At 38.7% G+C, this 23,295-nt stretch carries 13 protein-coding genes; all 13 read right to left on the bottom strand.

The window, feature by feature from the left end:
- Positions 1 to 4: 4 nt before the first annotated feature.
- The 13 genes from WG954_RS14500 to WG954_RS14440 all read right to left on the bottom strand — a co-directional run bounded on the left by WG954_RS14500 (position 5) and on the right by WG954_RS14440 (position 23,295).
- A complete protein-coding gene (locus WG954_RS14500) occupies positions 5 to 3,220 on the bottom strand; it encodes a VCBS repeat-containing protein (RefSeq protein ID WP_340437380.1) in 3,216 nt (1,071 codons plus the stop codon).
- A 270-nt stretch (positions 3,221 to 3,490) separates the two neighbouring features.
- On the bottom strand, positions 3,491 to 5,053 hold the full coding sequence (locus tag WG954_RS14495) for a RagB/SusD family nutrient uptake outer membrane protein (RefSeq protein ID WP_340437379.1): 1,563 nt from the start codon (positions 5,051 to 5,053) through the stop codon (positions 3,491 to 3,493).
- A 27-nt stretch (positions 5,054 to 5,080) separates the two neighbouring features.
- The gene (locus tag WG954_RS14490) at positions 5,081 to 8,152 is read right to left on the bottom strand and encodes a SusC/RagA family TonB-linked outer membrane protein (RefSeq protein WP_340437377.1); all 3,072 of its coding nucleotides are present in this window, start codon (positions 8,150 to 8,152) and stop codon (positions 5,081 to 5,083) included.
- Between the two features lie 613 nt (positions 8,153 to 8,765).
- Positions 8,766 to 10,352, bottom strand: coding sequence for an alpha-N-arabinofuranosidase (locus WG954_RS14485; protein ID WP_340437375.1), 1,587 nt, complete (start codon positions 10,350 to 10,352; stop codon positions 8,766 to 8,768).
- A gap of 112 nt (positions 10,353 to 10,464) precedes the next feature.
- Complete coding sequence (locus WG954_RS14480; RefSeq protein ID WP_340437374.1) at positions 10,465 to 12,663, bottom strand: glycoside hydrolase family 3 C-terminal domain-containing protein; 2,199 nt, start codon at positions 12,661 to 12,663, stop codon at positions 10,465 to 10,467.
- A 248-nt stretch (positions 12,664 to 12,911) separates the two neighbouring features.
- On the bottom strand, positions 12,912 to 14,507 hold the full coding sequence (locus tag WG954_RS14475; protein ID WP_340437372.1) for an aldehyde dehydrogenase (NADP(+)): 1,596 nt from the start codon (positions 14,505 to 14,507) through the stop codon (positions 12,912 to 12,914).
- Positions 14,508 to 14,525: 18 nt separating this feature from the next.
- Positions 14,526 to 15,773: an MFS transporter gene (locus WG954_RS14470; RefSeq protein WP_340438920.1), complete on the bottom strand. Its 1,248-nt coding sequence runs from the start codon at positions 15,771 to 15,773 to the stop codon at positions 14,526 to 14,528.
- 89 nt (positions 15,774 to 15,862) lie between these two features.
- Positions 15,863 to 16,885 carry an AraD1 family protein gene (gene araD1 / locus WG954_RS14465; RefSeq protein WP_340437370.1) on the bottom strand — a complete coding sequence of 341 codons (1,023 nt, stop codon included), beginning with the start codon at positions 16,883 to 16,885 and terminating at the stop codon, positions 15,863 to 15,865.
- 21 nt (positions 16,886 to 16,906) lie between these two features.
- Positions 16,907 to 17,683 carry an SDR family NAD(P)-dependent oxidoreductase gene (locus tag WG954_RS14460; protein WP_340437369.1) on the bottom strand — a complete coding sequence of 259 codons (777 nt, stop codon included), beginning with the start codon at positions 17,681 to 17,683 and terminating at the stop codon, positions 16,907 to 16,909.
- A 10-nt stretch (positions 17,684 to 17,693) separates the two neighbouring features.
- On the bottom strand, positions 17,694 to 18,896 hold the full coding sequence (locus WG954_RS14455) for an enolase C-terminal domain-like protein (protein ID WP_340437368.1): 1,203 nt from the start codon (positions 18,894 to 18,896) through the stop codon (positions 17,694 to 17,696).
- Positions 18,897 to 18,935: 39 nt separating this feature from the next.
- On the bottom strand, positions 18,936 to 20,642 hold the full coding sequence (locus tag WG954_RS14450) for a GH39 family glycosyl hydrolase (RefSeq protein WP_340437367.1): 1,707 nt from the start codon (positions 20,640 to 20,642) through the stop codon (positions 18,936 to 18,938).
- Positions 20,643 to 20,716: 74 nt separating this feature from the next.
- Complete coding sequence (locus WG954_RS14445; RefSeq protein ID WP_340437366.1) at positions 20,717 to 21,391, bottom strand: DUF3823 domain-containing protein; 675 nt, start codon at positions 21,389 to 21,391, stop codon at positions 20,717 to 20,719.
- Between the two features lie 11 nt (positions 21,392 to 21,402).
- Positions 21,403 to 23,295 (bottom strand): RagB/SusD family nutrient uptake outer membrane protein, encoded by a 1,893-nt coding sequence (locus WG954_RS14440; RefSeq protein ID WP_340437365.1) that lies wholly within the window; start codon positions 23,293 to 23,295, stop codon positions 21,403 to 21,405.

Raw genomic sequence — 23,295 nt, 5'->3', positions numbered from 1 at the left:
TATGTTATTGCTTTACTGAAAATGTTTTGAGTTTACCATCATTGGGAGCAACCAACAAAACCTTGCCCTTATTACTTATTGAAATCAACTTCATATCCTTTACATCTCCATCAATTACCAATCCACTCGCTGTTGCATTAACAGGAACAAACTCCCCTTTACCATTACCCTTTAAGAAAAGTCCGTAAGATGCATCATACCGTCCGGTACTTGCTGCCATTTGATATTCATTACCTGCAACCAGTATATCCAGAAAACCATCTGCATCAACATCATCCACTATAATATCGTTTACCGGCGCAAACTGAACCTGTACAGGCAACACATGTGTTTTAAATTTTCCATTCCCTTCGTTCTCAATCCAAACAGACGAAAAGGTTTCGCAGGTTAAAACTGTCCAATCATCCGCACCAAAATCGTTCACCAATTGCTTCATTGTTACAGCTGAATAATCCTTATGCAGTAAATATTTTTTCTTAACAGCAGGCACCTGTTCGGCTAATTGATTTCGATCTAAAGCCGGATAAAGCGCTACTTTCCCATTTTTATTTTTGATATAATATGCAGGAATCAAATCAATGGATCCGTTCTTATCCATATCCTTTGCATACAGTTCCATTGGCTTATCAGCAGTAAGACGATATCGATTGTTGTAACCCATGTTCCCAACAACATAATCCATATCGCCATCCTTATCCAGATCGGCCTGTTGTAATGAACGCCAGAAACCACGCATTTTTGTAAGACCTGTTTCGCCTGTTACTTCAATCAATTTGTTATTTTCATTTTTGAAAAAACGGATCAGTGTAAATTCCCCGGACAATACAAGATCAGGCTTGTTATCGTTATTGAAATCGGTAAACTGTGCAGCATTAATCATCCCGGGAAATTCCAACCCCGGACTTACTGCTTTCGTTACATCAGTAAATTTTCCTTTGTTATTCTGCAATAAATAGCTGCGTGGCGATTGTGGATATTGCTGCGGAGTTAATCGACCGCCAATAAAAACATCCACATCCTTATCTCCATCATAATCAGCTACAGTTATTGCCTCAGTAATATCCGTTATAAGCGGCAAAGCTGATGCATCATATAAAAATTTACCCCTGCCGTCATTAATATAAAGTCGTGGTTGATTGTATTTTGCTACGGTAAATTCAAAACTGCCTCCAACAATTAACAGGTCAAGATCAGCGTCAGCATCAGTATCAAACAAAACGGCACCTAAATCTTCTTCAGGCTTCATGCCTTCAACAAGATTGGTTGAAGCAAAGCTTCCATCTGGTTTTTGAAAAAACAATTGACCGGATTGGTTGGCGGCACCGCCCACAAAAAAATCTGCAAGACCATCACCGTTCATATCTCCTGTTGCAATACAGGGGCCTAATTGTGAATATCGTTGAAGTAAAGGTTGATGTGTACCAAAATCAAAATTTTGAACTTCGGCATGTTTGTAATCAAAGCCTGGTACACTTATTTCAGCAAACAAAGTATGACCAATAGACTGTTTTTTTGCAGATGTACTTTCATGCGCATCTTTATAATTTACAACAAGCTGTTGGTTACATTTAATAGACGTAAGCAATTCTACTTTATTATCCTGCCATTGCACTCTAAGTGAATCAATAATTGTGGCAGTTCCGATGCCGAAATGAAGTCTGAAATCAACACTGGATGAAAAACCTCTTACGGGTGATTGCTCAATGATCTGCTGTTTACCATTTGAATAAACAACCAGCTTACAACCTAAACCTGCAGTATTAGTTGATGAGCCTTTGAGTTGTACTGAAAGAAAATTCTCTGTACTATCGGAAATTGATTGACGAAGTTCATTTTTCCAAACAAATGCTTCTTGGTTAATATTGTTTACTACCAGATCGAGATCGCCATCATTATCAAGGTCTGCATAGGCAGCTCCACTGGAAATAGATGGAATAGCAAAACCAGTTTGGGATGTGATATTATTAAATGTGAGATCGCCGTTGTTACGGAAAAAATAATTATCCATTTTAACGCTGCCATATTCATCAATTTCTTTTCGCAGCGATGCGATTGTGTTTGTGTCTAACGGTTTTTGAGAAGTGCCGCCACCAAATGTATAATTGGTTACATGTGTTTGTGAATTTCTAAACGTAGCATAATCATTATTGGTTACGTCTTTACCCAACCCATTGGTGATATGCATGTCTTTCCAGCCATCATTATCAAAATCGGCCATAAGTACGCTCCAGCTCCAGTCAGTTTCAAATATGCCTGCCATTTGACCGATTTCACTGTAAAACGGAACCTGTTTATTTTTCACCTGGCGATTACCGTTATTAAGATGAAGCATGTTTCGCATGTAAGCAGGCTCATATCCAAGTCGTTGCTGCATATCAAATTTTTCCTGGTTGCTGCTGTTGAGCATCATCTTCTTACGTTCATTAGTGTCGGGAAGCATATCCAATGTTACAAGATCGGGAAGCAGATCGTTATTGATATCGGCTGCATCCACCCCCATGCTGTTATAGCTTTGGTATTTCAATGAAGACGAAATACTGTTAGAGAATGTACCGTCCTGATTATTCAGCCATAAAAGGTCGTTACCGATATAATCATTGGCAACATAAATATCCGGCCAGTTATCCTGGTTTGCATCTGTAACAACAATACCCAATCCATAACCATCTTCTTTTATACCTGCCTGTAGTGAAACATCTTTAAATACAGGATGATTCTTGCCTGCAGACACACCCAAATTCATGTAGAGCTTATCCTGTGCAAGAGAAGTACCACTGGTATCTTTAGGTTGAAGATTATTTGCTGTATGACTATAAAGCCGGTGATTTAGTAAATACATATCCAAATCACCATCTTTATCAAAGTCGAGAAAGGCTGCCTGTGTTGAGTAACCGGTATCAGCCAAACCATATGCCTCTGCCTGATCGGTAAAATGAAGTTTACCATCATTAATAAACAACTGATTTTTTCTTTGTTCGGCGTTGGCCGAATGAGAAGAAGAAACATATACATCCTGAAACCCATCGTTATTAATATCGATCACTGTTACGCCTGTACACCACCTGTTGGTTGTAATACCTGCCTGAGTAGTTATGTCTTCAAATTTAAAATCGCCTTTGTTAATGTAAAGTTTACTGCTAACCATACTTCCGGCAAAAAACAGATCCTGCAGGCCGTCATTGTTAAAATCACCAACTCCCACACCGGATCCATTATACATGTATTCGTTTTTAAACACGTTTACCGAATCACTCTCGGTAATCTCATTACTGAAGTCAATATTGGTATCATCAGCCTTAATTAACGTAAAATAGAACTTGCTGTCAGCAACAGCACCAGATCTGCAACCATATTCCATGAAAGGAATCAGCAGAAAAAAACAGTATAGTTTGTACCGGTTCAAAAAATGATTACTTATTATTCTTTGTTACTTGAAAAAGATAATTCCCGTCCGCAGAAATCGAGCGGGAATTATCAATTCTTCAGATCATTAGTTTGCTGAATTAGGTTTAAGATTTTTATTTACATCCAGTTCCTGTTGCGGGATTGGAAGGTATTCTTTACCTGGTTTCCAAAAATTGAAGTCAGCATCATGCGCTTTTAATTGGGCAAGTTTTGTTGCATCATACAACCATCCCCAACGAATAATATCATTGATACGTTGCCCTTCAATTGCAAATTCCAAAGCTCTTTCGTGTGCAATCTGGTCACGCATCTGCGCTTGCGTCATGTTTGGCTTTACAGTAGCGAGGTTTGGAAGCTTTGCTCTTGTTCTCACTTGCTGAATGAATGGATAAGCCTGACTGGTTCTGTTTGTTTCATTTAACACTTCGGCATACATCAACAAAATATCAGCATAACGCAGGATTCTGTAGTTGATGCCCGATTCGGCTGCTCCTTCAAATGGTTTACCGTTACCCACGCCATCATTTGTATATTTTCTTGGATAAATTCTGTTTATCGGATTGAACCATGGACGGCCATAAGCCATTGTTGAATTGTCTGCTGGTTCATATGATGCAATTGTTACTAACAGACGAGGATCGCTTTTCCCATCAACTGTTTGTTCCAGTTTGTATTCATCATATATCCAACGTGTAGGCAGGTAATCTGAAAAGCCAGCACCTTCCATTCCGTATGTAACAGAAATTGCCTGCACTTGTTTCCATGAACCAACAGGATCACAACACCAGTTAATATCGGTGCCAACGCCTTCTGTAAACTGAACTTCAAAAAGTGATTCTGCATTATTCTCGTTTACATCTCTGAAATTGTCACGGTAATCAGGCATTAACGAGTAAACATTTGCTAAGGGGCCACCAGCGAAAAATTTCTCTAATTGTGTGCCAGCCTTTGCATAATCTTTTCTGAATAAATACGATTTGGCCAACATGCCCGCTGCTGCACCTTTTGTAGCTCTACCTTTTTGACCCGCATCCAAACCTGTAACATTCGTATATGTAATTGGAAGATTGGTTTCTGCGGCAGCAAAATCGGAAAATATCTGATTCCATAAAACTTCTTCTGTTGCAGTTGGTGTACTGTAATCTGCGGGAGTTGTAATTGGTTCTGTAATTACAGGAACTTCTTTAAACGTGGTAGCGAGGTTATAGTAAGCCAATCCACGAAGGAAATATGCCTGACCAAGCAGTCTGTTTTTTTCTGCTGCAGGCAATACAGATTCATCGTATTTGCTTACATAGAAAATTACCTGGTTGGCTCTGTTAATCACAAGATAGAACTCTCTCCAAATCCAGAATACAGGAGCGGAAGTTGATGGTATGATAAACTGCCCTGTCAATACCAGGTCGAGCCATGGACTGTCACCTGTAAAATCATCGCCACGACTATCTGTTAAACCGGGAAATGAACGCATGTAAGAACCATCAACAGTCAATGCATTGTAAATTGCTGTTACACCTGCATAGGCCTGCTCTTTGGTTTTCCAGTAATCTGATGAGGTTAATAAATTCGGGTTTACCAAATCAAGTTTCTTGTCGCATCCGCTGATAACAAACAAGCAACTGATGATGAGAATCGATATTTTTTTCATAATTATTTTTTTTAAGTATGATGATGTTTAGAATGTAACCTGTACGCCAAACATGATCGTTCTTGGTTTAGGATAAGAGCCGAAATCAAAACCGGGATTCAACACGCCAGATGTGAAATCAGGATTATAACCCTGGTATTTCTGAAACGAGTACAGATTTTGAACTGTAGCATATATTCTTGCGTTAGACACAGCTTTAATAATAGTGGGAAGTGTATAACCAATTGCAATTGTATTAATGCGCAGATAAGTACCATTCTGTAACCAACCCGGACGATTTGAGTCTTTACCGTTGTTTACATCATCATCATTTAACCTTGGAATATCAGTGTTTGTATTGGTGGGTGTCCATCTGTTTAACATATCAACATGGTAATTAATAGCACCGGCTGTATGATGCAGGTCACGATACATTCTGCTGTTGATTAAAAACTTAGCGCTGCCTGAAGCAAAGACCGATAAGTCAAAATTTTTGTAAGCACCGGAAAATGAAAAACCATAGTTGTATTTCGGAATACCACTTCCAAGTGTAACTCTGTCATATGCTTCGTTCACTACACCATCAGGTTTGCCATCAGGTCCGCTGATATCTTTGTAACGGACATCTCCGGGTTTAAGTACAGCTCCGAACTGAGTTGCATGTGCATTAATCTCAGCTTGTGTCTGAAATAAACCATCATATACAAATCCGTAATGAGCCCCCACTTCGCCACCAATAACTGTTCTTGCACCAACTCCAACGAGTGGTTCATTATTACCACCCAAGGCCAGTACTTTGTTTTTTAATGTTGAGAAGTTTGCAGAAATGTCAAATGTGAAATCGCCTTTCCGTTTGTGGTATACTGCAGAGAATTCAAATCCTGAATTTTGGAGAGATGCTGCATTTACTACAGGGTTAAGGTTTGAAAAACCTACACTTGCAGGAATAGTGATACCAACCAGGATATCTGTACTTTTTGCATTGTAATATTCTGCCGAGAAATCAATTGCCCCATTTAGGAATTTTGCATCAAAACCTACATTCACAATTTCCTTTGATTCCCATTTTATATCAGGCGAGGCAACTAAAGTTTGTAAACCACCCGTATAACTGATACCGTTAAACGTATAAACCACTCCGGTATTAATTGTTCCCTGGAATTGATAATCTGCAATTTGCTGGTTACCCAATTTGCCATAGCTTGCTCTTAATTTAAGATCAGAAACAATTGACTCCGGAACCTTCCAGAATTCCTCGCTGCTGATCTTCCAACCCACTGATGCTGCAGGGAAATAACCGAACTTATTTGCAGGCGCAAACCTCGATGACCCATCTCTGCGAAGCGACGCTGATAACAAGTACTTATCATCGTAAGAATAATTAATCCTTCCGAAATAAGAACTTAACGCATTCTCAAATTCTGAGCCGCTGGAAGAGCGTGTCTGACCATTGTTAATTACCGGATAGTAAGGAAGGGTGAAACCTTCTGCTCTGCTTCCTCTGAAAACCGAACTTCCATACCTATACGATTGACCGAGTAAAGCTTCTACATTATGTTTGCCAAACTCTTTTTGATAATCTAATGTATTTTCTATTGAAGCATTTGTAAACACTCTCGAGTCATCATTCAAACGGGCAATATTTCTACTGAAAAAATTTCCAAAATAAAAAGCAGGTTGCCATGTGTAATCCCTGGTAATTGTTTTATCGTAATTCAAACTTGTTTTGAATTTAAGATTATGACCGCTACTCTTTAAGATTTTATATTCACCATACACATTAGCAAACGTACGGTCCACATCTACATAGTTTTCCAGTACGCTGTTAACACCAATACCATTTAATGAATTAGCTCCATTAAATTCAGAATTAGATCCACCAAACCCATTGAGATTTCTTGAGTCATAAACCGGCATTGTTGGAATTGCAATTACTAACGAACCAATCAATGGAGGAATACCACCTAACAAGATATCGTCTCTGAAGGTGAGTGTATTTTCCTTTGAATGTGTATAGCTGAGTGATTGACCAATCTTAAAGCGTCCTTTTTCTGCAGAAGTATTAACACGTGCAGTGTATCGCTTATAGTCCGGGCCATTACCTACATAGGTACCGTTGTTATCAAAATAATCAAGAGAAATATTGTAGGTACTATTTGCACCACCTCCAGACATATTTACATTGTGATTTTGACGGTTCCCGGTTTTTAAACCTTCTTTTTGCCAATCAGTATCAATATTATTTACAAACAACGGATTTGTTGGGTCGTTAGCAGGAAATAATGGTTTGCCTGCATTGATACGAGATTCATTGTTGAGCAATTGATACTGAGCACGGTTTGTTACATCCTGAATTTGCCATACTTTGTCAATACCATAATAACCATTGTATGTAATTTTCATTTCAGAGTTTTTCCGCCCCTGTTTTGTTGTAATAATAATTACACCATTTGCAGCTGCAGCACCATAAATGGCAGCAGCTGATGCATCTTTTAAAACAGTCATGCTTTCAATATCATTCGGACTAAAATCACGAATACTAGCACCAGGAACACCATCAACAACATAAAACGGTTGTGATCCTCCAAATGTGCTGAAGCCCCGGATACGTACACTTGGTGCAGCACCGGGCTGGCCATCACTATTTACTTGCACACCAGTTGCCCTGCCCTGTAAAAGCTGCGACATATCGCTGGTGGAATACTTTCTTGTTTCAGTAATATTAATGGCAGAAACAGAACCGGTTAAATCTTTTACCCGTTGTGTACCATAACCGATTACCACTACTTCCCCCAAATCGGAAGCAGCAGCATCCATTACAATACTTATCGAAGTTTTGCCGTTGAGTGATACTTCCTGAGTTGCAAAACCAACTGATGTAATTATAAGCACATCGTCAGGAGATGCAGTTACAGAAAAGTTTCCGTTATCACCGGTTTTGGTGGCTACAGACTTTCCTTTAACCGTTACAGTGGCAGCACTAACTGGTTTGCCTGCTTTATCTACAACAGTTCCGGTTATAGCGGACTGTGCATACAGGCTGTTTGAAAAAAAGAGGGTAAAAAAAATAATCAGTAGTCCGATCATTTTTTTTGGCAGGAGGGAGTTTGTTTCCTTCATAATCGTTTTTTTGGTTTTTATATAAATGCAGGTTTGTTAATACACTACTATTTTTAGTAAATAAAAGTGCCAATTAAATACAGACGATGATTGGGCCATCTGTCCATAATTAAAATATTTAATTCGAGTATAAAATCTTAGTTCAGGTTTAAATGAAAATGATCATGCAAACTTTTAAGAGTAATACAGCATCATTTAAATTTGTCAGGTAGATACAAACGTGAGAGTAGTTATAATCATAGCAAGTTCGTTTTAATCGTTAGGAATCAATAATTGTAAAATTGACAATTATTAGTTAATTTAGTTCGCCTAAAAGTCCCAATATTTCAACAAAAAGTACCAATTTTCGTACTGATTTCCGATTGTTGAATTCATACAACTATAACATTAAAAAAAAATTAAACAATTACGTTTTTGAAAATTTTGATTGTTCTTATTACGTACTAACTTCTACTTTGTTAAAGTCAAAGTCGCTAAACAATTCCGTTAAATCTTCTCCTAGCAATAAGAATAAAGGGTATGTTTTTTCCAAATTATCAAATCATTTATTGTAGGATGTGTGTTTGCAGTAAACAATATTAGCTGCACCAAGCGTCTATTTCTCTTGTAACCTTTACCTGCTAATCCTGCCCTTCAAAATCGTAAATGAATGAGGCGGGAAAGAATAGGTAATTGTTTTGTCTGTTCCTTTTACAAATGGCTTTTTTACGGTTTGCACTTCTGTTTTTCCGAAATCATTAGTTGATTTAATATCAGGACCATTTATTTCATACACTTCTATGTTGCCCGCAAAAGCGCCATTCTGTGAGAGAATATCTGTTTTGATGGACTGATCTTTATTGCGGTTAAGAACACAAATAACTACTTCATCATCTTTGTAAGTTGCTGACACGTCAAGGTAAGGCACCTTGCTTTGTTGTGTAGTTGTTTCACCCAGACCTACAAAGAACTTATTCGTATTGTATGTTTCACAATCAACGAATACATCTAAAGACGTGCCATACACATTATTCGCAAACAATTGCAACGGATAGAAAATTGTTTGTTTAAACATCCCTTGCTCATTTGTAAAAATAGGTGCAATTACATTTACCAGCTGGGCCATGTTTGCCATCTTCACGATATCTGCATTCCGGACAAACGCATTTAGAAAACCAGCTATAACTAAAGCATCCTCCAGGTTGTATCGTTCTTCCAATGCATTTTTTCCTCTTGCTGCATTACCTCTTCTGGCCCTGTACCAAACATTATATTCATCCCATGCTATATAGATGGGATCACGGTTGAGTCGGTTCGCCGTTTGCATTACTTGATCAATCATACCCTTTACAACTTTAGTACGTTGCTCTAGTACCAATGGTGTTGATATAAAGTTGTAATAATTAGTATCAGGGTTGCCTACATAAATATGCAAAGCAATATAATCGATCACATCTTTCAGCCCATTTAAAATAGTGTAGTTCCAATGATCCGGATCGGCACCTTCACGGTAATTTGACGAACCTGCCGCAATTAATTTTATTTCTGGTGAAGTGCGCAGCATGAGCTTTGCAGCTTCCCTCGCTTTCTTTACGTAATCTTCAGCATTCATGTGTCCCATTTGCCAGGGACCATCCATTTCGTTTCCAAGACTCCAGTATTTTATACCATGTGGCTCAGGGAAACCATGTTTTCGTCTTAATTCTGCATAGTAAGGGCCTTCTTTAACATTGCAATACTCAACCCAACGTCGTGCTTCTTCAATTGTACCGGTACCCATATTTACTGAGAAATAAGGATCGGCACCAACACGCTTGCAATATTGCATAAATTCATTTGTGCCGAAAGTATTTGGTTCTAACGTGTACCATGCAAGCTCCAATCGTGGAATACGATCAGACTTTGGTCCTACTCCATCAAGCCAGTTATAGTTGGAAACAAAGTTACCTCCGGGGTAGCGAATAATTGTTGGGTTCAATTCTTTTACAGCTGCCAGCACATCCGTTCTGAATCCATTTTCATCAGAGAGCTTTGATACTGTATCATAAATTCCACCATAAACACAACGACCAAGATGCTCTACAAAATTTCCGTATATATGTTTATTTACCTCACCCACAGTTCGCTCAATATCGATTTTAATGCGTGCATTTTGAGCATACAGGTTACTGACACACAAACTGCTGATTAAAATAACAAGTATGCATTTGATTTTCTTCATACTATTTTTTTTGATTAATTATATTCATATTTTAAACTTGATTATTCATTTACATAAATTGATTTCATGTGGTAATTTTCGAAATGAATTGGCAAACATTTTTTAACCTGATTTATTTTGAAGCAATCACTTCTACTTTATCTTTTAAACGGATATCTTCAGACGAACTACCAATCATGATATCGAACAAGCCAGGCTCCACCATAAAGCCATGTGATTTCTCGTCATAAAAAGCAAACTTCCTAATGGGAATTACAAAATCAAGTGTCTTCTTTTCTCCAGGCCTAAGGCTTACTTTTTCGAATGCCCTTAATTCTTTGGCGGGTCTTTTAACACTGCTTTCAATATCATGCACATAAACCTGCACAACTTCATCTCCTTGTCGTTTACCTGTATTTTGTACAGTAACACTGATATTGACAACTCCGTTGTCTTTAACTTTCTTCGATGCTATTTTTAAGTTCGTATAAGTGAAGTTTGTATAGCTTAAGCCATGTCCAAAAGCAAACAATGGTTTTCCTTTCACATACATGTAAGTGAAACCTTTTGTAACATCATATTCATCAACTGAAGGCACCTGCGTTTCGGAAACATAAACCGTTAATGGAAGTTTACCGCCAGGATTTACATTGCCGAAAATAACATCAGCAATCGCATTTCCTCCTTCCTCACCCAACCACCAGGCTTCCAGTATAGCAGGAACTTTATCTTTAATAGCAGGAATAGTTAAAGGACCTGCGTTCATTTCCACAACAATCGTTCTGGGATTAACTGCTAAAACAGCAAGAACCAACTCTTCCTGATTACCAGGTAACCCTAGCGATTTGCGATCTCTTCCCTCTGCTTCAATAGCCAGAGTAGTGCCAACATATAAAATAACTACATCGGCCCTCTTTGCAAATTCAACAGCTTTTTTTAATTCATTTTCTTTATCAAACTTTTGAGCTGTGCTGTCTCTCGGTGGTGCTATTTGAGCTCCTTCGGTAAAAAGAATTTCGGTTCCCGGTAACATTCTATTTTTGATGCCCTGCAATGGTGTTACAGGGTCTTTTACTTTACCACTATAACCACCAGCTGTAAACAAATTTGCATGAGGTCCTATAACCGCTATTGTTTTGATTTTCCTACGATCGAGAGGTAATGTGTTGTTTTTATTCTTTAATAAAACAATTGCTTCCTGCGCTGTTTTCAACGACATTGCTCTGTGCTTTTGACTACCAATTACTGATGGTGATATTTTACTGTAAGGCACCATTGATGCAGGATCGAATTCGCCTAATAAAAAACGACCACGCAAAACTCTAAACAAAGCATCGTTCAAACGATCTTGAGGCAGCAATCCTTTCTTAACTGCAATTGGTATATATTCCATGAACTCATTATCGGAAAAATCACAACCGGCAATAATAGACTTAGCAACTGCTTCTTCAAAGCTCATTTTTCCGGCTTCATGGCCTCTTACCATTGTATTTACACCGCCTAAATCGGATACTACAAATCCCTTAAAGCCCCATTGCTTTTTAAGCACATCAGTAAGAAGCATTTTGTTAATGTTGTTCGGCACTCCATTAATAGCATTGTAAGAAGCCATCACTGATTGCGCACCTCCCTCAGTGATACAATCGTAAAAATGAGGCAACCAAAATTCATGCAACATACGTTCACTTACATTGGCTGAAAGTTTCATGCGGTCGACCTCTACATTGTTTACGGCATAATGCTTCAATGTTGAAATCAGTTTTAAATATTTCGGATCATTTCCCTGGAGCCCTTTCACAAATGCAACACCCATTCTTCCCGTTAAAAAAGGATCTTCCCCATAACTTTCATTGATTCTGCCCCAATAAGGATTGCGGCTTACATTAATCACCGGAGCCCGGTAAATCAAACCTTTCTTTTCTCCTTTAAATGTTGTATCAGTTTGCCAACCATTATAAATCGCACGGGCTTCATCTGAAATAATATTTGCCACGTCATGAATCAACTTTGTATTCCATGTTGCAGCCATTGCAATTGAAACCGGAAACATAGTTGTAGGTCGATCCCACCATACGCCATGCAAACATTGGTTCCATCCATCCGACTTAATATTAAATCGCTCAATTGTTGTTCCCCGATGATTTAAAAGAATTGCTTTTTCTTCAAGTGTAAGACGACTAATTAAATCGCTCACTCTGTTATCAACAGTTTGCTTTGTATCACGAAATAGTTCATACGCACCATTTATCTGCTGTGCATAGGTAACACTGCTTATAAAAAGACTGATAGCTACAACAAAGCCGGTAAAGTGTAACTTATATTTCTTAAACATGCTTGAATAATAAAATGGTTAATGAATTATGATTATTGAGACTGGATCAAATCAACATAAGTGCTAAGATTTTTACAATGAATATTCTCTGCAATATTTTTATCCATTACAACACAGCTCATTCAGGTTTATCATTAAGCGGCAAGGTTTGCTGCCGCCTGAAATCACTTAAATGGCTCTTTTGATTTTGAGAATCACAGCTTAAGTGTGACTATATCTTTTTTGATTTTACTTTAGGGTAATAAGCATTAAATCTCCCGGGTTGTCCATTCACCATTAATCAATCGTAATATGCCTAAAGGATTTCTATTTTGTAATGAATCCGGAAGTAGATGATCAGGGAAATCCTGATAGGCCAATGGTCGAATAAAACGATAGATTGCTCCTGTGCCTACAGAAGTTGAACGTCCATCTGTTGTAGAGGGGAAAGGTCCTCCATGCTGCATTGAATGGCATACTTCAACTCCAGTTGGATACCCACCGTAAATAACTCTTCCTGCCTTTAGAGTAATCCTTTCAACTACAGCCTTTGTTTCCAATACGTCATCTGCTGATGCATGAACTGTTGCAGTTAATTGTCCATCCATTGAACTCAATACTTTACACAATTCGTCATTGCTTTTACATACTACCACAAGAGATGCCGGGCCGAATATTTCCTCACTTAATTCTTTATGGGAAAGAAAATTTTCTGCACTAACTGAATACACAACCGGTTGGGCTTCGCTTCTGTCAGAATCAGCTTGTTTAACTGATTTCGCCAGCAACTGAACAACTGAACTCAGCTGCCTTATTTGCAAACAATCATTATAAACTTTATAAATATTTCTGTTCAACATTGCAGCAGGCTCCTTGCTGTTAATTTCATGCTCAAGACTTTTCAGGAAAATTTTAGAATGTTCATCATCAATCAACAAGATCAATCCCGGGTTTGTGCAAAACTGGCCTGCACCAAGTGTAATAGAAGCAGCTAAGTCTTTTGCAATTTTTTCATTGTTCAATTTTAGTGCGCCTTGCAGCAACACAACAGGATTTACAGCGCTCATTTCGGCAAACACAGGAATTGGATCTGGACGAGATGCTGCTGCATGAAATAACCGCATACCTACTGCACGTGAACCGGTGAAACCTACAGCCTTAATGGCTCTATGTTGTACAAGCTTTATAGCATCTTCATGTGAAAGATAAAGTGATGAAAACACTCCTTCCGGCATTCCCGTTTTTTCGGCTGCTTTTATAATTGCTGAAGCAATTAACTCATTGGTACCAGGGTGTGATGAGTGCGCCTTTACAATTACCGGGCATCCTGCAGCTAATGCTGAGACTGTATCGCCTCCTGCTGTTGAAAAAGCTAATGGAAAGTTACTGGCACCAAAAACTGCAACTGTACCAACCGGAACCAACATACGACGGATATCCGGTTTTGGCAGAGGTTGTCTGTCTGGTTGCGCAGTATCAATACGGGCATCAACCCACCAACCGTCACGTAATAACTGTGCAAATAATTTCAACTGACTACATGTTCTTGCACGTTCTCCAATTATACGAGCAGAAGGCAATGCTGTTTCTGCGGTACAACGATCAATCAGTACATCTCCAAGCGCAATAATTTCATCTGCAATTGCATCAAGAAAATCGGCCCGCTTTGTCGCAGCAATAGCACTATATGTTACAAATGTTTGCTCAGCTAATTGAAGTGCCTGCTCAAATTCCTTTTCAGTTGCAAGATGAAATCTGTCATCTAAAAAACGATTAGTTGCAGGTGAAAATGCCTGGAACGTTGTTGTACCTTCCTTACTTACAACGTAACCGATATAATTTGCGCCTGTAAATTTATTTATCATAGTACACTTCATTAATTGTTATGCAACAACAAGTTGCTGGTCTCCATTTGCATATTCTTCCAAAGCTTTATCCCTTGCAAAAGGACCTGACAAATAAAGTAAAATAAGTACTCCTATTACCACCATAACTCCAAAGCCAAGGAAGAGAATATGATAAGCCCCTGCATAACCCAACTTTGTTGAAAATGTGATAAGTGTAAGCCCTGAAAGTGTTTGAAAAATTGCACCACCAATTCCATTTCCGATACACGAAAGACCCCATGCAGATGCAGCGGAAGATTTCGGAACAACATCCGCTGTTAAAGCAAGAGCGTTTGCAGTATATGATGTGTAACCAAAGCCGGATAATCCAAAAACAATAAGAGCAGACATAGGCGTAGAAACTATTAAAGGAGCAATCAGCAATGGCGCTGCCATCAATACCCCTGAAACTGCTATAGCAATTCTTCTTGCTTTTGGAATTGCAACACCTTTTCTGATGATAAATTGTGTAAAGTAGCCTCCAATAATATTACCAAGATCTGCCATGATGAATGGTATCATCGCATACCATCCAATTTGCTTCAGATCCCAACTGTGAACATCAACCAGGTAACGGCCAATCCAAAAGGTAACAAAGTACCATAGTGGTTCGATAAATATTTTTGCGAGTAACAGCTTTGAAACATATTTATTTTTCAGAAGTTTCAGTGCTGGAATAACTCTTGCTTTTGCTTGCTTTGCTGAATGTTCAGGCGTGTAATAAACAAACCAATAAACTACTAACCAGAGATATCCAAACGCTGCGAGAATAATGAATGTTGATTGCCATCCATAGCTTACTGCCATAACAGCAACTAAGGGAGGAACGATGATAGCACCTAACGCAGAACCACTGTTAAATATACCTGCAGCAGTTGATCGTTCATTCGGAGGAAACCACTCACTGGTAAGTTTTAATGCTGCAGGCCAGTTGCCCGCTTCACCAATACCCAGCATGAATCTGCAAATACCAAATTGTAGTGGTGTTACAGCAAATGCATGAAACAATCCGGCAGTTGTCCAGAAAGCCATGCAAATTGAATAGCCAATTCTTGTACCAACCCGGTCAATTAACAATCCGGAAAAAGCATTCGACAACATATAAGCTATAAAGAAAGCTGTACCGATATACCCAAAAGCATCATCAGGAATAAGCTTCCTCAATTCACCATCGGCACTCAAATAATTAAATGACAAGCGATGTATATAATTTAGAACGGTTGCAAAAAAAGCAAACGCTATCATTACCCACCGAAGCCGCAATGGTTTATTTTCCGAAAAAGATGGGTGTATATTATTCATGTAAACTGTACTGTTATTAGATTAAAACTTCTTTAATGATTTTTACTTATTGCCTGTATTTCTATCATTTTTTCAGTTCTGTCTTCCACTAATACGGGATTCTTTAAAGCTCTTCCTAACCCCTTCCACTCTACTTCCATGATATCTCCACCTTGCAACTTGATACCGGACCCAAAGCTGAAAGCATCTGCACCAAAAAAATGAATGTGCACCTGAAATGGCTGACGGTGATCTTCATACTTGAAATGATGATATTCAAGATTTGCCAATGAGTGCGCCATATTTTTTTCACCGGTATTTATTTGTGACGTCCATAAGTCCTCTTGATTTCTGATAACTTTTACACTTCCTTCTAAATTGCTGAAATCAATATCAAGAACCAATTCAGGTCCAATTGCACAGCCACGTATTTTAGAAGGTGCCAGGTAGAGATAATTTTTTCGTTCCATTACATGATCAGAAAATTCATTAGCCGTAGTAAAACCAACACGGTAAGGCTGGCCGTTTTCATTTACCACATATACACCTGCTACTTCCGGCTCTTCTCCTCCATCGTTGGCATATGCAGGTATAACAAGAGGCTCACCGTGCCCTTTCAGAATCAACCCCGTGCCTTTATAAAACCATTCGGGCTGTACTCCTATTTGGCCATCATCTGGCTGACCAGCTTCAAGCCCCCATTGATACATTTTCATACTGTCGGTGAGGGTTTCTTCTTTTGCCGCATGCATCATCTGCCTGTTAAGCGCACTGTTCTTATGTGTTAATCCCGTTCCTGAAACAAGGCAGGCAAAAGGATTTTGCGGACAATCAAACGACGGCAAAATTTTCCAATCCGTTTTCCCTTCATAAACCAGATCGTACTCAAGTTGTAAAGAGGAAAGAGTATTTTCAATCAGTAATCGTACATCTGTTTTTGTTTTGATTACTTCGAGTATCAAATCGTATGCTGTACTAAAGTTATTTAGCAAAATCAAAAAAGGCTCTTGTACTAATGCCAGCTTTCTCTGTAAACCTGAATTACCTAATTGAACCAGACGAATATTTTCTCTCATAAATAATTATTAGAATATAGTTTAAACAGATACCCATCCCCCATCAACAGAAATACAACTACCTGTAGTAAAACTTGAAGCAGGGCTTGCCAGGTATAAAGCAATACCACCTATTTCATACAACTCTCCCCAACGGCCCATTGGTACCTTTGCAATAAATGCTTTGTATTTTTCCGGATCTTCTAACAATGGAAGATTAAGATCCGTAGCAAATGGGCCCGGCAACAACGCATTAACTGTAATACCTTCGTTTGCAACTTCTATTGCCAATGAACGTGTAAGTTGCAGCACTGCACCTTTACTGGTAGCATAAGGTGTACGCTCAGGTATAGCCGTAACAGAAAGCATTGAACCGATATTAATGATACGGCCATACTTATTTTTTTTCATGAAAGGAAGTACTTCACGACAAGCTAACCATGCGCCTGTTACATTTACCTGTTGAACTTTCGTAAACTCTTCTACCGACAAATTTTCAATTGAACCCCTGATATTGATACCCGCTGAATTTATCAGTATATCAATTTTTCCAAATTTTTCAACAGTTTTTGCAACAGCATCTTTTACACTTTGCTCATTTGTTACATCACATTGTATACTTATTGCTTCCACATTGTATTCCGACTGAAGCAATATTGCTGCTTTATTGTTTGCAGCTTCATCTCTTGCTGCAATTGATATAGCTGCTCCTGCCTCTGCCAGTGCTTTGGCCATTGACAAACCAAGGCCCCTGTTCCCTCCAACAATCAAGGCTACGTATCCATTAAGTTTAAAAAGATCCAGAATTCGTTTTTCCATATATCTGCTTTTAAAGATTCACGTTTACCTTAAGAAAAGATTCTTTGGTTATTATATCAAACTGATCGAGATATTCATCACTGAGTGTAAGTCCCATTCCCGGTTTGTTATCATCCAACTGCAGTTGCCCATTCTCAGCTATTGCTTCACCATCAAAGATGTACCAGAACATTTCATTTCCAACTTCAATTTCGGTTTGTGGAAAGTACTCAGCCATTGGAGCTGCGAACGAACTCATTACAACATGCAGGTTGTGCATTTGTCCACCATGTGGTATTACTTCTACTCCGTGTACCAATGCCATATTACAAATCTTTTGCGCTTCAGTAAAACCGCCCACACGATTGGTATCAAATTGAAAAATATCTAACGCACCTGCCTGCAACAAATCGTGAAATCCGTAGCGTGTATATTCGTGTTCACCACCTGATATCGGAATTGATGTTGATTGTTTTAATTTAGCGAAGTTGTGAATTTCATCAGGCAGCAGTAACTCTTCGGCCCATCTGAGATTATACGGTTCTAATTCTTTTAATAACTGCTTAGCATACGAATAATTGAAACCCATGTAAGCTTCCAGCATAATATCTACATCATCACCCACAGCATCACGAACAACTTTTACCATTTCAACATTCTTCTTTAGTCCCTGCATACCATCGGTCATTGGATAACCGCAACGCATTTTCATTCCCGTAAAACCTTCTTGTTTATAATGTACAGCTTCTGCTTCAAGATTCGTAAGGTTACGGGTGTATAATCTGCTGTAATAAGTAGGTATTGTTGCTTTTGTACGACCGCCCAATAGCATAAACACCGGCTGCTTCATTACATGTCCTTTGATATCCCAAAGTGCAATATCGATGGCACTTATTGCAGCCACAGCAGCACCTTTTCTTCCGTAGGCAACTGTTGACCTGTACATTTTTTCATATAGATATTCAGTGTTCAGTGGATTTTCGCCCAGCAACAATGCTGACAGCTTTGTATCAATAATAAGTTTTGTTACATCGGGACACAATCCTGCATTACCGTAGCCGATATGTCCTTCGTCAGTTTCAACTTCAACCACCAACCAACTAAAAAAGCGGAAAGGAGCTTGCGCATCGCTTTGAAAGGGCAATGCACTTAAGGGAGTTGCAAAAATGGTGTCCGTTGTTTTAACCGGGCCTTTCCATTGATATAGTTTTGTTCTGATTGCCTGAATTTTCATATTGTGTTATTCTTTGTAATACTTAAATAATTTCCCTTTTTATTGCCATTCCAGTTTAAGGAAAGAAACGCCCTGGCGTGGTAATTCAAAATTGAGAGTCACTTGTCCGTTGTTTGATTTTATCCATTGCGGCGAACCATATAAATGCAACTGACCGGCTTTTTCCAATTCTGCAATTTGTTCTGTTGATGGACTTTTTGGAGAACCCATTTTTTTCCAGAGCTCATACGAGTTGCTGTATTTATCATCAATACGATAGTGGTACAGCATCAACTGTTTTGTTGGGACTCCTTTAATTGTTACAGATACTTTTTCAGCTTCACTTTTTACATCATCATCATGATAGTTCCAAATCATAACTGTTGCCTGATTTGCAGACTTACAAGCCATTCCGTTAATATCAGTATATGATTTTCGAAAACTTGAATCAACAGATGTGCGTAGGTCGTACCCATGATTCGATGTAAGGCTAACACGGTTCCCTTTCATCATCCCAAACATCCGGAATACATTTAATACTGGTTTATCTACACCGTTAGTAGCAAGATCTCTGAAGCCATAAAACCATGGTTGATTTTCGAACTCAAATGACCAGTTAACTGCTCCTAAAAAATTAACCTTATATAAATCTGCCAACGCATATTTGCGTGCAAAAGAAGCTGCTGTATAACTGGAATACATGGTGCCGTTCCTGTATGCATTTTCCGGGTTAGTAGCCATACCGCATGCAGCACATCCCTCTGGATCAGATTCACCAATGATAATGGGTATATTTTTTAGTTGCGGATACGAAGCAACAATCTTAAATCCTGTTTCAATATCTTTCAATTGTCTACCCATGTTCATTCTCACATGTCCATCTATAACCCGTGGTGATCCTTTTGCATGAAACAACACTGCATCTAACGGAGACCCAATTTTGCCGGTTACATAATTTTTACCAGTTAAGCAGTGTTTGATAAATTCATGTAACCATTTTTGTGCATCCTCGACAGCAGTTGCTGCAACATTGTTACCTCCCATTTTTGCTGTAGGCAATGCACGCTTTACTGCATCAGCAGTGTAGTCATAAAGTTTATGAAACTCCTGCATGCTGGCCTTCCAATAAAACCCATTGGGTTCATTCCAAAGTTCCCAGTACCAACTTTCCACTTCTTTTTTACCATAGCGTTCTACCGAATGCTTTACCCATTGATAAACCAATTCTGCCCATTTTTTATAATCTTTTGGCGGGTATGCCCAGCCTGTTACAATATCAGAATATGGATCGCCTGGTTTCCAGTAATGCCTGTAAGGCTCTGGGTTGGTAGAAAGAGCCTGAGGCATAAACCCAATTTGTGCAAGTGGTTTCATACCACGTTGAACGTATGTATCGAATATACTGTCAATGATTTTCCAGTTGTAGATCGGATTTCCATTTTCATCTTCTGTATAGGCATTTGTTGATCCCCATTTCAGCGCCGCCTCACCATCACCCGTAACTAACAAACTATGCGCACGCACATAAACAGGCACAGGACTTAATGCTGCAATTTCAGTTAATAACTTTTTGCCGTCTTTCATGTAAGTGTAATTTGGCTCATCGTAACCGAACCATGCCCATGCCGGATACATTGGACCAATCGCTTTTGAAAGATCAACATTAATAGTTGCTCCGTTAATCTTTTGTGATACCACATTTGTTGCTGTGAAAATTGAAATCAGCATCAATATCCATATTGCTGATTTTCTAATTGCAAGAACCATTGTATAAAAATTTTAAAATTATTGTCTAACGATTTGTCACTACAAAACGAATGAACAAGTTTGCTTTCCCTTGTTTACTTTAATTGAAATTTTTGAGACTGTGTATAAAGTAATTCCGCAACTCCGGCTGTCTTTACAGCCGCTCTTATAAAAATGTAGTCTTCATTTGCAATACTTGCCGGTATATTAATATTAATTGTAACAGGTTGCCCAATAGTAATAGAAGCTGCTGTAAGTTGTGCGTTAGCTGAATTATTATTTTGATCCAGAATTAAATTGGGACCAATATAAATCCTGGCTAATTCAAGCGTTTTGGTAGTTGTGTTTTTTTCAACTGTAAATGTTGCTTTGATTCCTGTTGTTCCATTCTTTTCAAACGTTGCATTTTTAATAATAAAAAAAGGTTCAATAGGCACATCAACACTTGCTGTGCCATTCAACTTAACATTGATTGTATCTGTATTATCTGCCCATGGTCCGGCACCAACAGAACGAACGATCTTGTAATCACCATTAAAAAGAGCTGCAGAAAAAGTTCCATCCTGCGCAATGTTTAAAGGTATTTTACTGAATAATTGATATCCGGATTGCCATATTTCAAATTGAACACCTGAAGAACGCACACCAACTGGTTGCCCTTGATAAATTATTCGCCCGGTAAGTTTCGCACCAGGCTCTTTCAAGTTATCTTTTTTGCAAGCGGAAAACAGCAGGAACAGACAAGAAAGTATAGATATATTCTGTTTCATTTTTCTTGATTTTAATGAAATGGATTAGGAATGAGCTTTGGATTGTTATTTAACACATCCTGTGCTATAGAAGAATAGTAATTTCCAGTGCGGAAAAAACGTGGAGCCCTAAAACGAGGAGCAATAATTTTATCAAAAACATATTTACCATCGTTGGGATGCCCTGGTCGTACTATCCTATAAACATAAAGCGCATAAATGTTAGAGGCCGTATTGCTGGTTGTTCCGTCCCAAATTTTATCTGCAATTCGCCATCTGATAACATCCCAAAGACGATGATCTTCAAAGGCCAATTCAACTCTTCTTTCGTTTTGGATTTTTTGAATAGTTAATGCAGAAAGACTATTTGCAGGGAACCCTGCCCTTTCCCTGACTTTATTTATATAGTTAAGTGCATCAGCAGAATGTCCTAATTCAAACGCTGCTTCCGCTGCATTTAAATAAATTTCACCAAGGCGAAAAACAACCCACCATGTATCACTTTGTGAAGCTAACGTACTGGCGCCCGGTGTTGCATCGATGTACTTACGCAAATAAAATCCTGTGTTGGAAACAAAAGTGGTAGTTCTGTGAGGCCCATCCAAACCCGTTAATAATTTGCCATCAGTGTGCGTGCTGTTTAATGCACCTTCCACTCTGTCGTATTTGTTGGTTGTTGCGTTCCACACATACACACCAGCCTGCATTTTTAAAGGCTTACCTGCAAAAGATGATCCGGGGTACATAATGGTACCATAAAGACGTGCATCTTTATTTGCAAACACATCCTGTGGATTCGAATAGAAGATCCAGTTAGTCTGTCCTGCAGCGGTATTGCTGCCGGTGCCGATACCTTTTAAAACACCATCGGTTCCATCAAGATATTCATAGCTTTCAACAAGGTTTAAAGAAGGTGAAATACTGGAAGATCCCTGACCTCCTTCTTCAAATAATGAACGTGCAATGTTATTAAATGTGAAAGTATGCCTGCGTCCCTGCGACTTGATAAAATCAGTTGCCATGATCACTTCCGTGTTGGCATTTTTATTTACCAGTGCATCATAGAAGTTTTCTCCAAGATTTGGATTAACACGGTACAACGAATACCCGCCACTGTTAATGATCTCCAGAGAAGCATCTAAAGACTTTTGATAATACTCTGCCGCCTTTGCAGCGGGGATACCTACTTCTCCATTGGGCAGTGAACTATTGGTAAACCCGGTACTGTTATTGTACTTTGCGAGAGAAGCCGCATAAAGCATGGCCCTGCTTTTCAGCGCTAATGCAGTAAACTTATTTGCTCTTCTTTTACTTCCTGCATTGCCTAAACTGTTTTTAATTGAATCCACTTCATTGGCAATAAACTCATACACCTCTGCCTCTTTATTCCGGGGAAGTTGCAAAGCTGTAACATCTTTTCCTGCTTCAAACAATAATTGTTTTGTAACAATCGGAACACCACCCATCCGTTTTACCATTTCAAAATAATCGTAACATCTCAGGAAGCGCAACTCTGAAATATATTGCTTTTTTAGTGTTTCTGTTACTTCAACTGAAGCTGATTTTTCTATATTCTCTATGGCCACATTAATATCACGTATATAGCCATAATCCCAAATACGCCAACGATCGAAACCATAATTGATAAGATTGTTTCTTACTTCAAGATCATTGTTGTTAAGGCCTGACCATATGGCTTCATCAAACGTTGTGAAGTTGGGATAAAAATCAACAGGGAGGTTTGCATATTTAGGCATCCTGTCATATAAATTCGCCAACACAGCATTGATGAGTTTGGGATCTTTCCATATCTGCTCATCCGTAAAAATTGTTTGCGATTCTGTGTCAAGCAACTTGTCTTTATTACACGAAATGAAAGCGGTAAGTAAGAAAATGATTATCGAGATTTTATGTAAACTTTTCAT

The sequence above is a fragment of the Lacibacter sp. H375 genome (assembly GCF_037892425.1).
GTDB lineage: Bacteria > Bacteroidota > Bacteroidia > Chitinophagales > Chitinophagaceae > Lacibacter.
The sequence above is the reverse complement of the archived record's forward strand: the minus strand, read 5'-3'. Positions and strand labels throughout refer to the sequence as shown.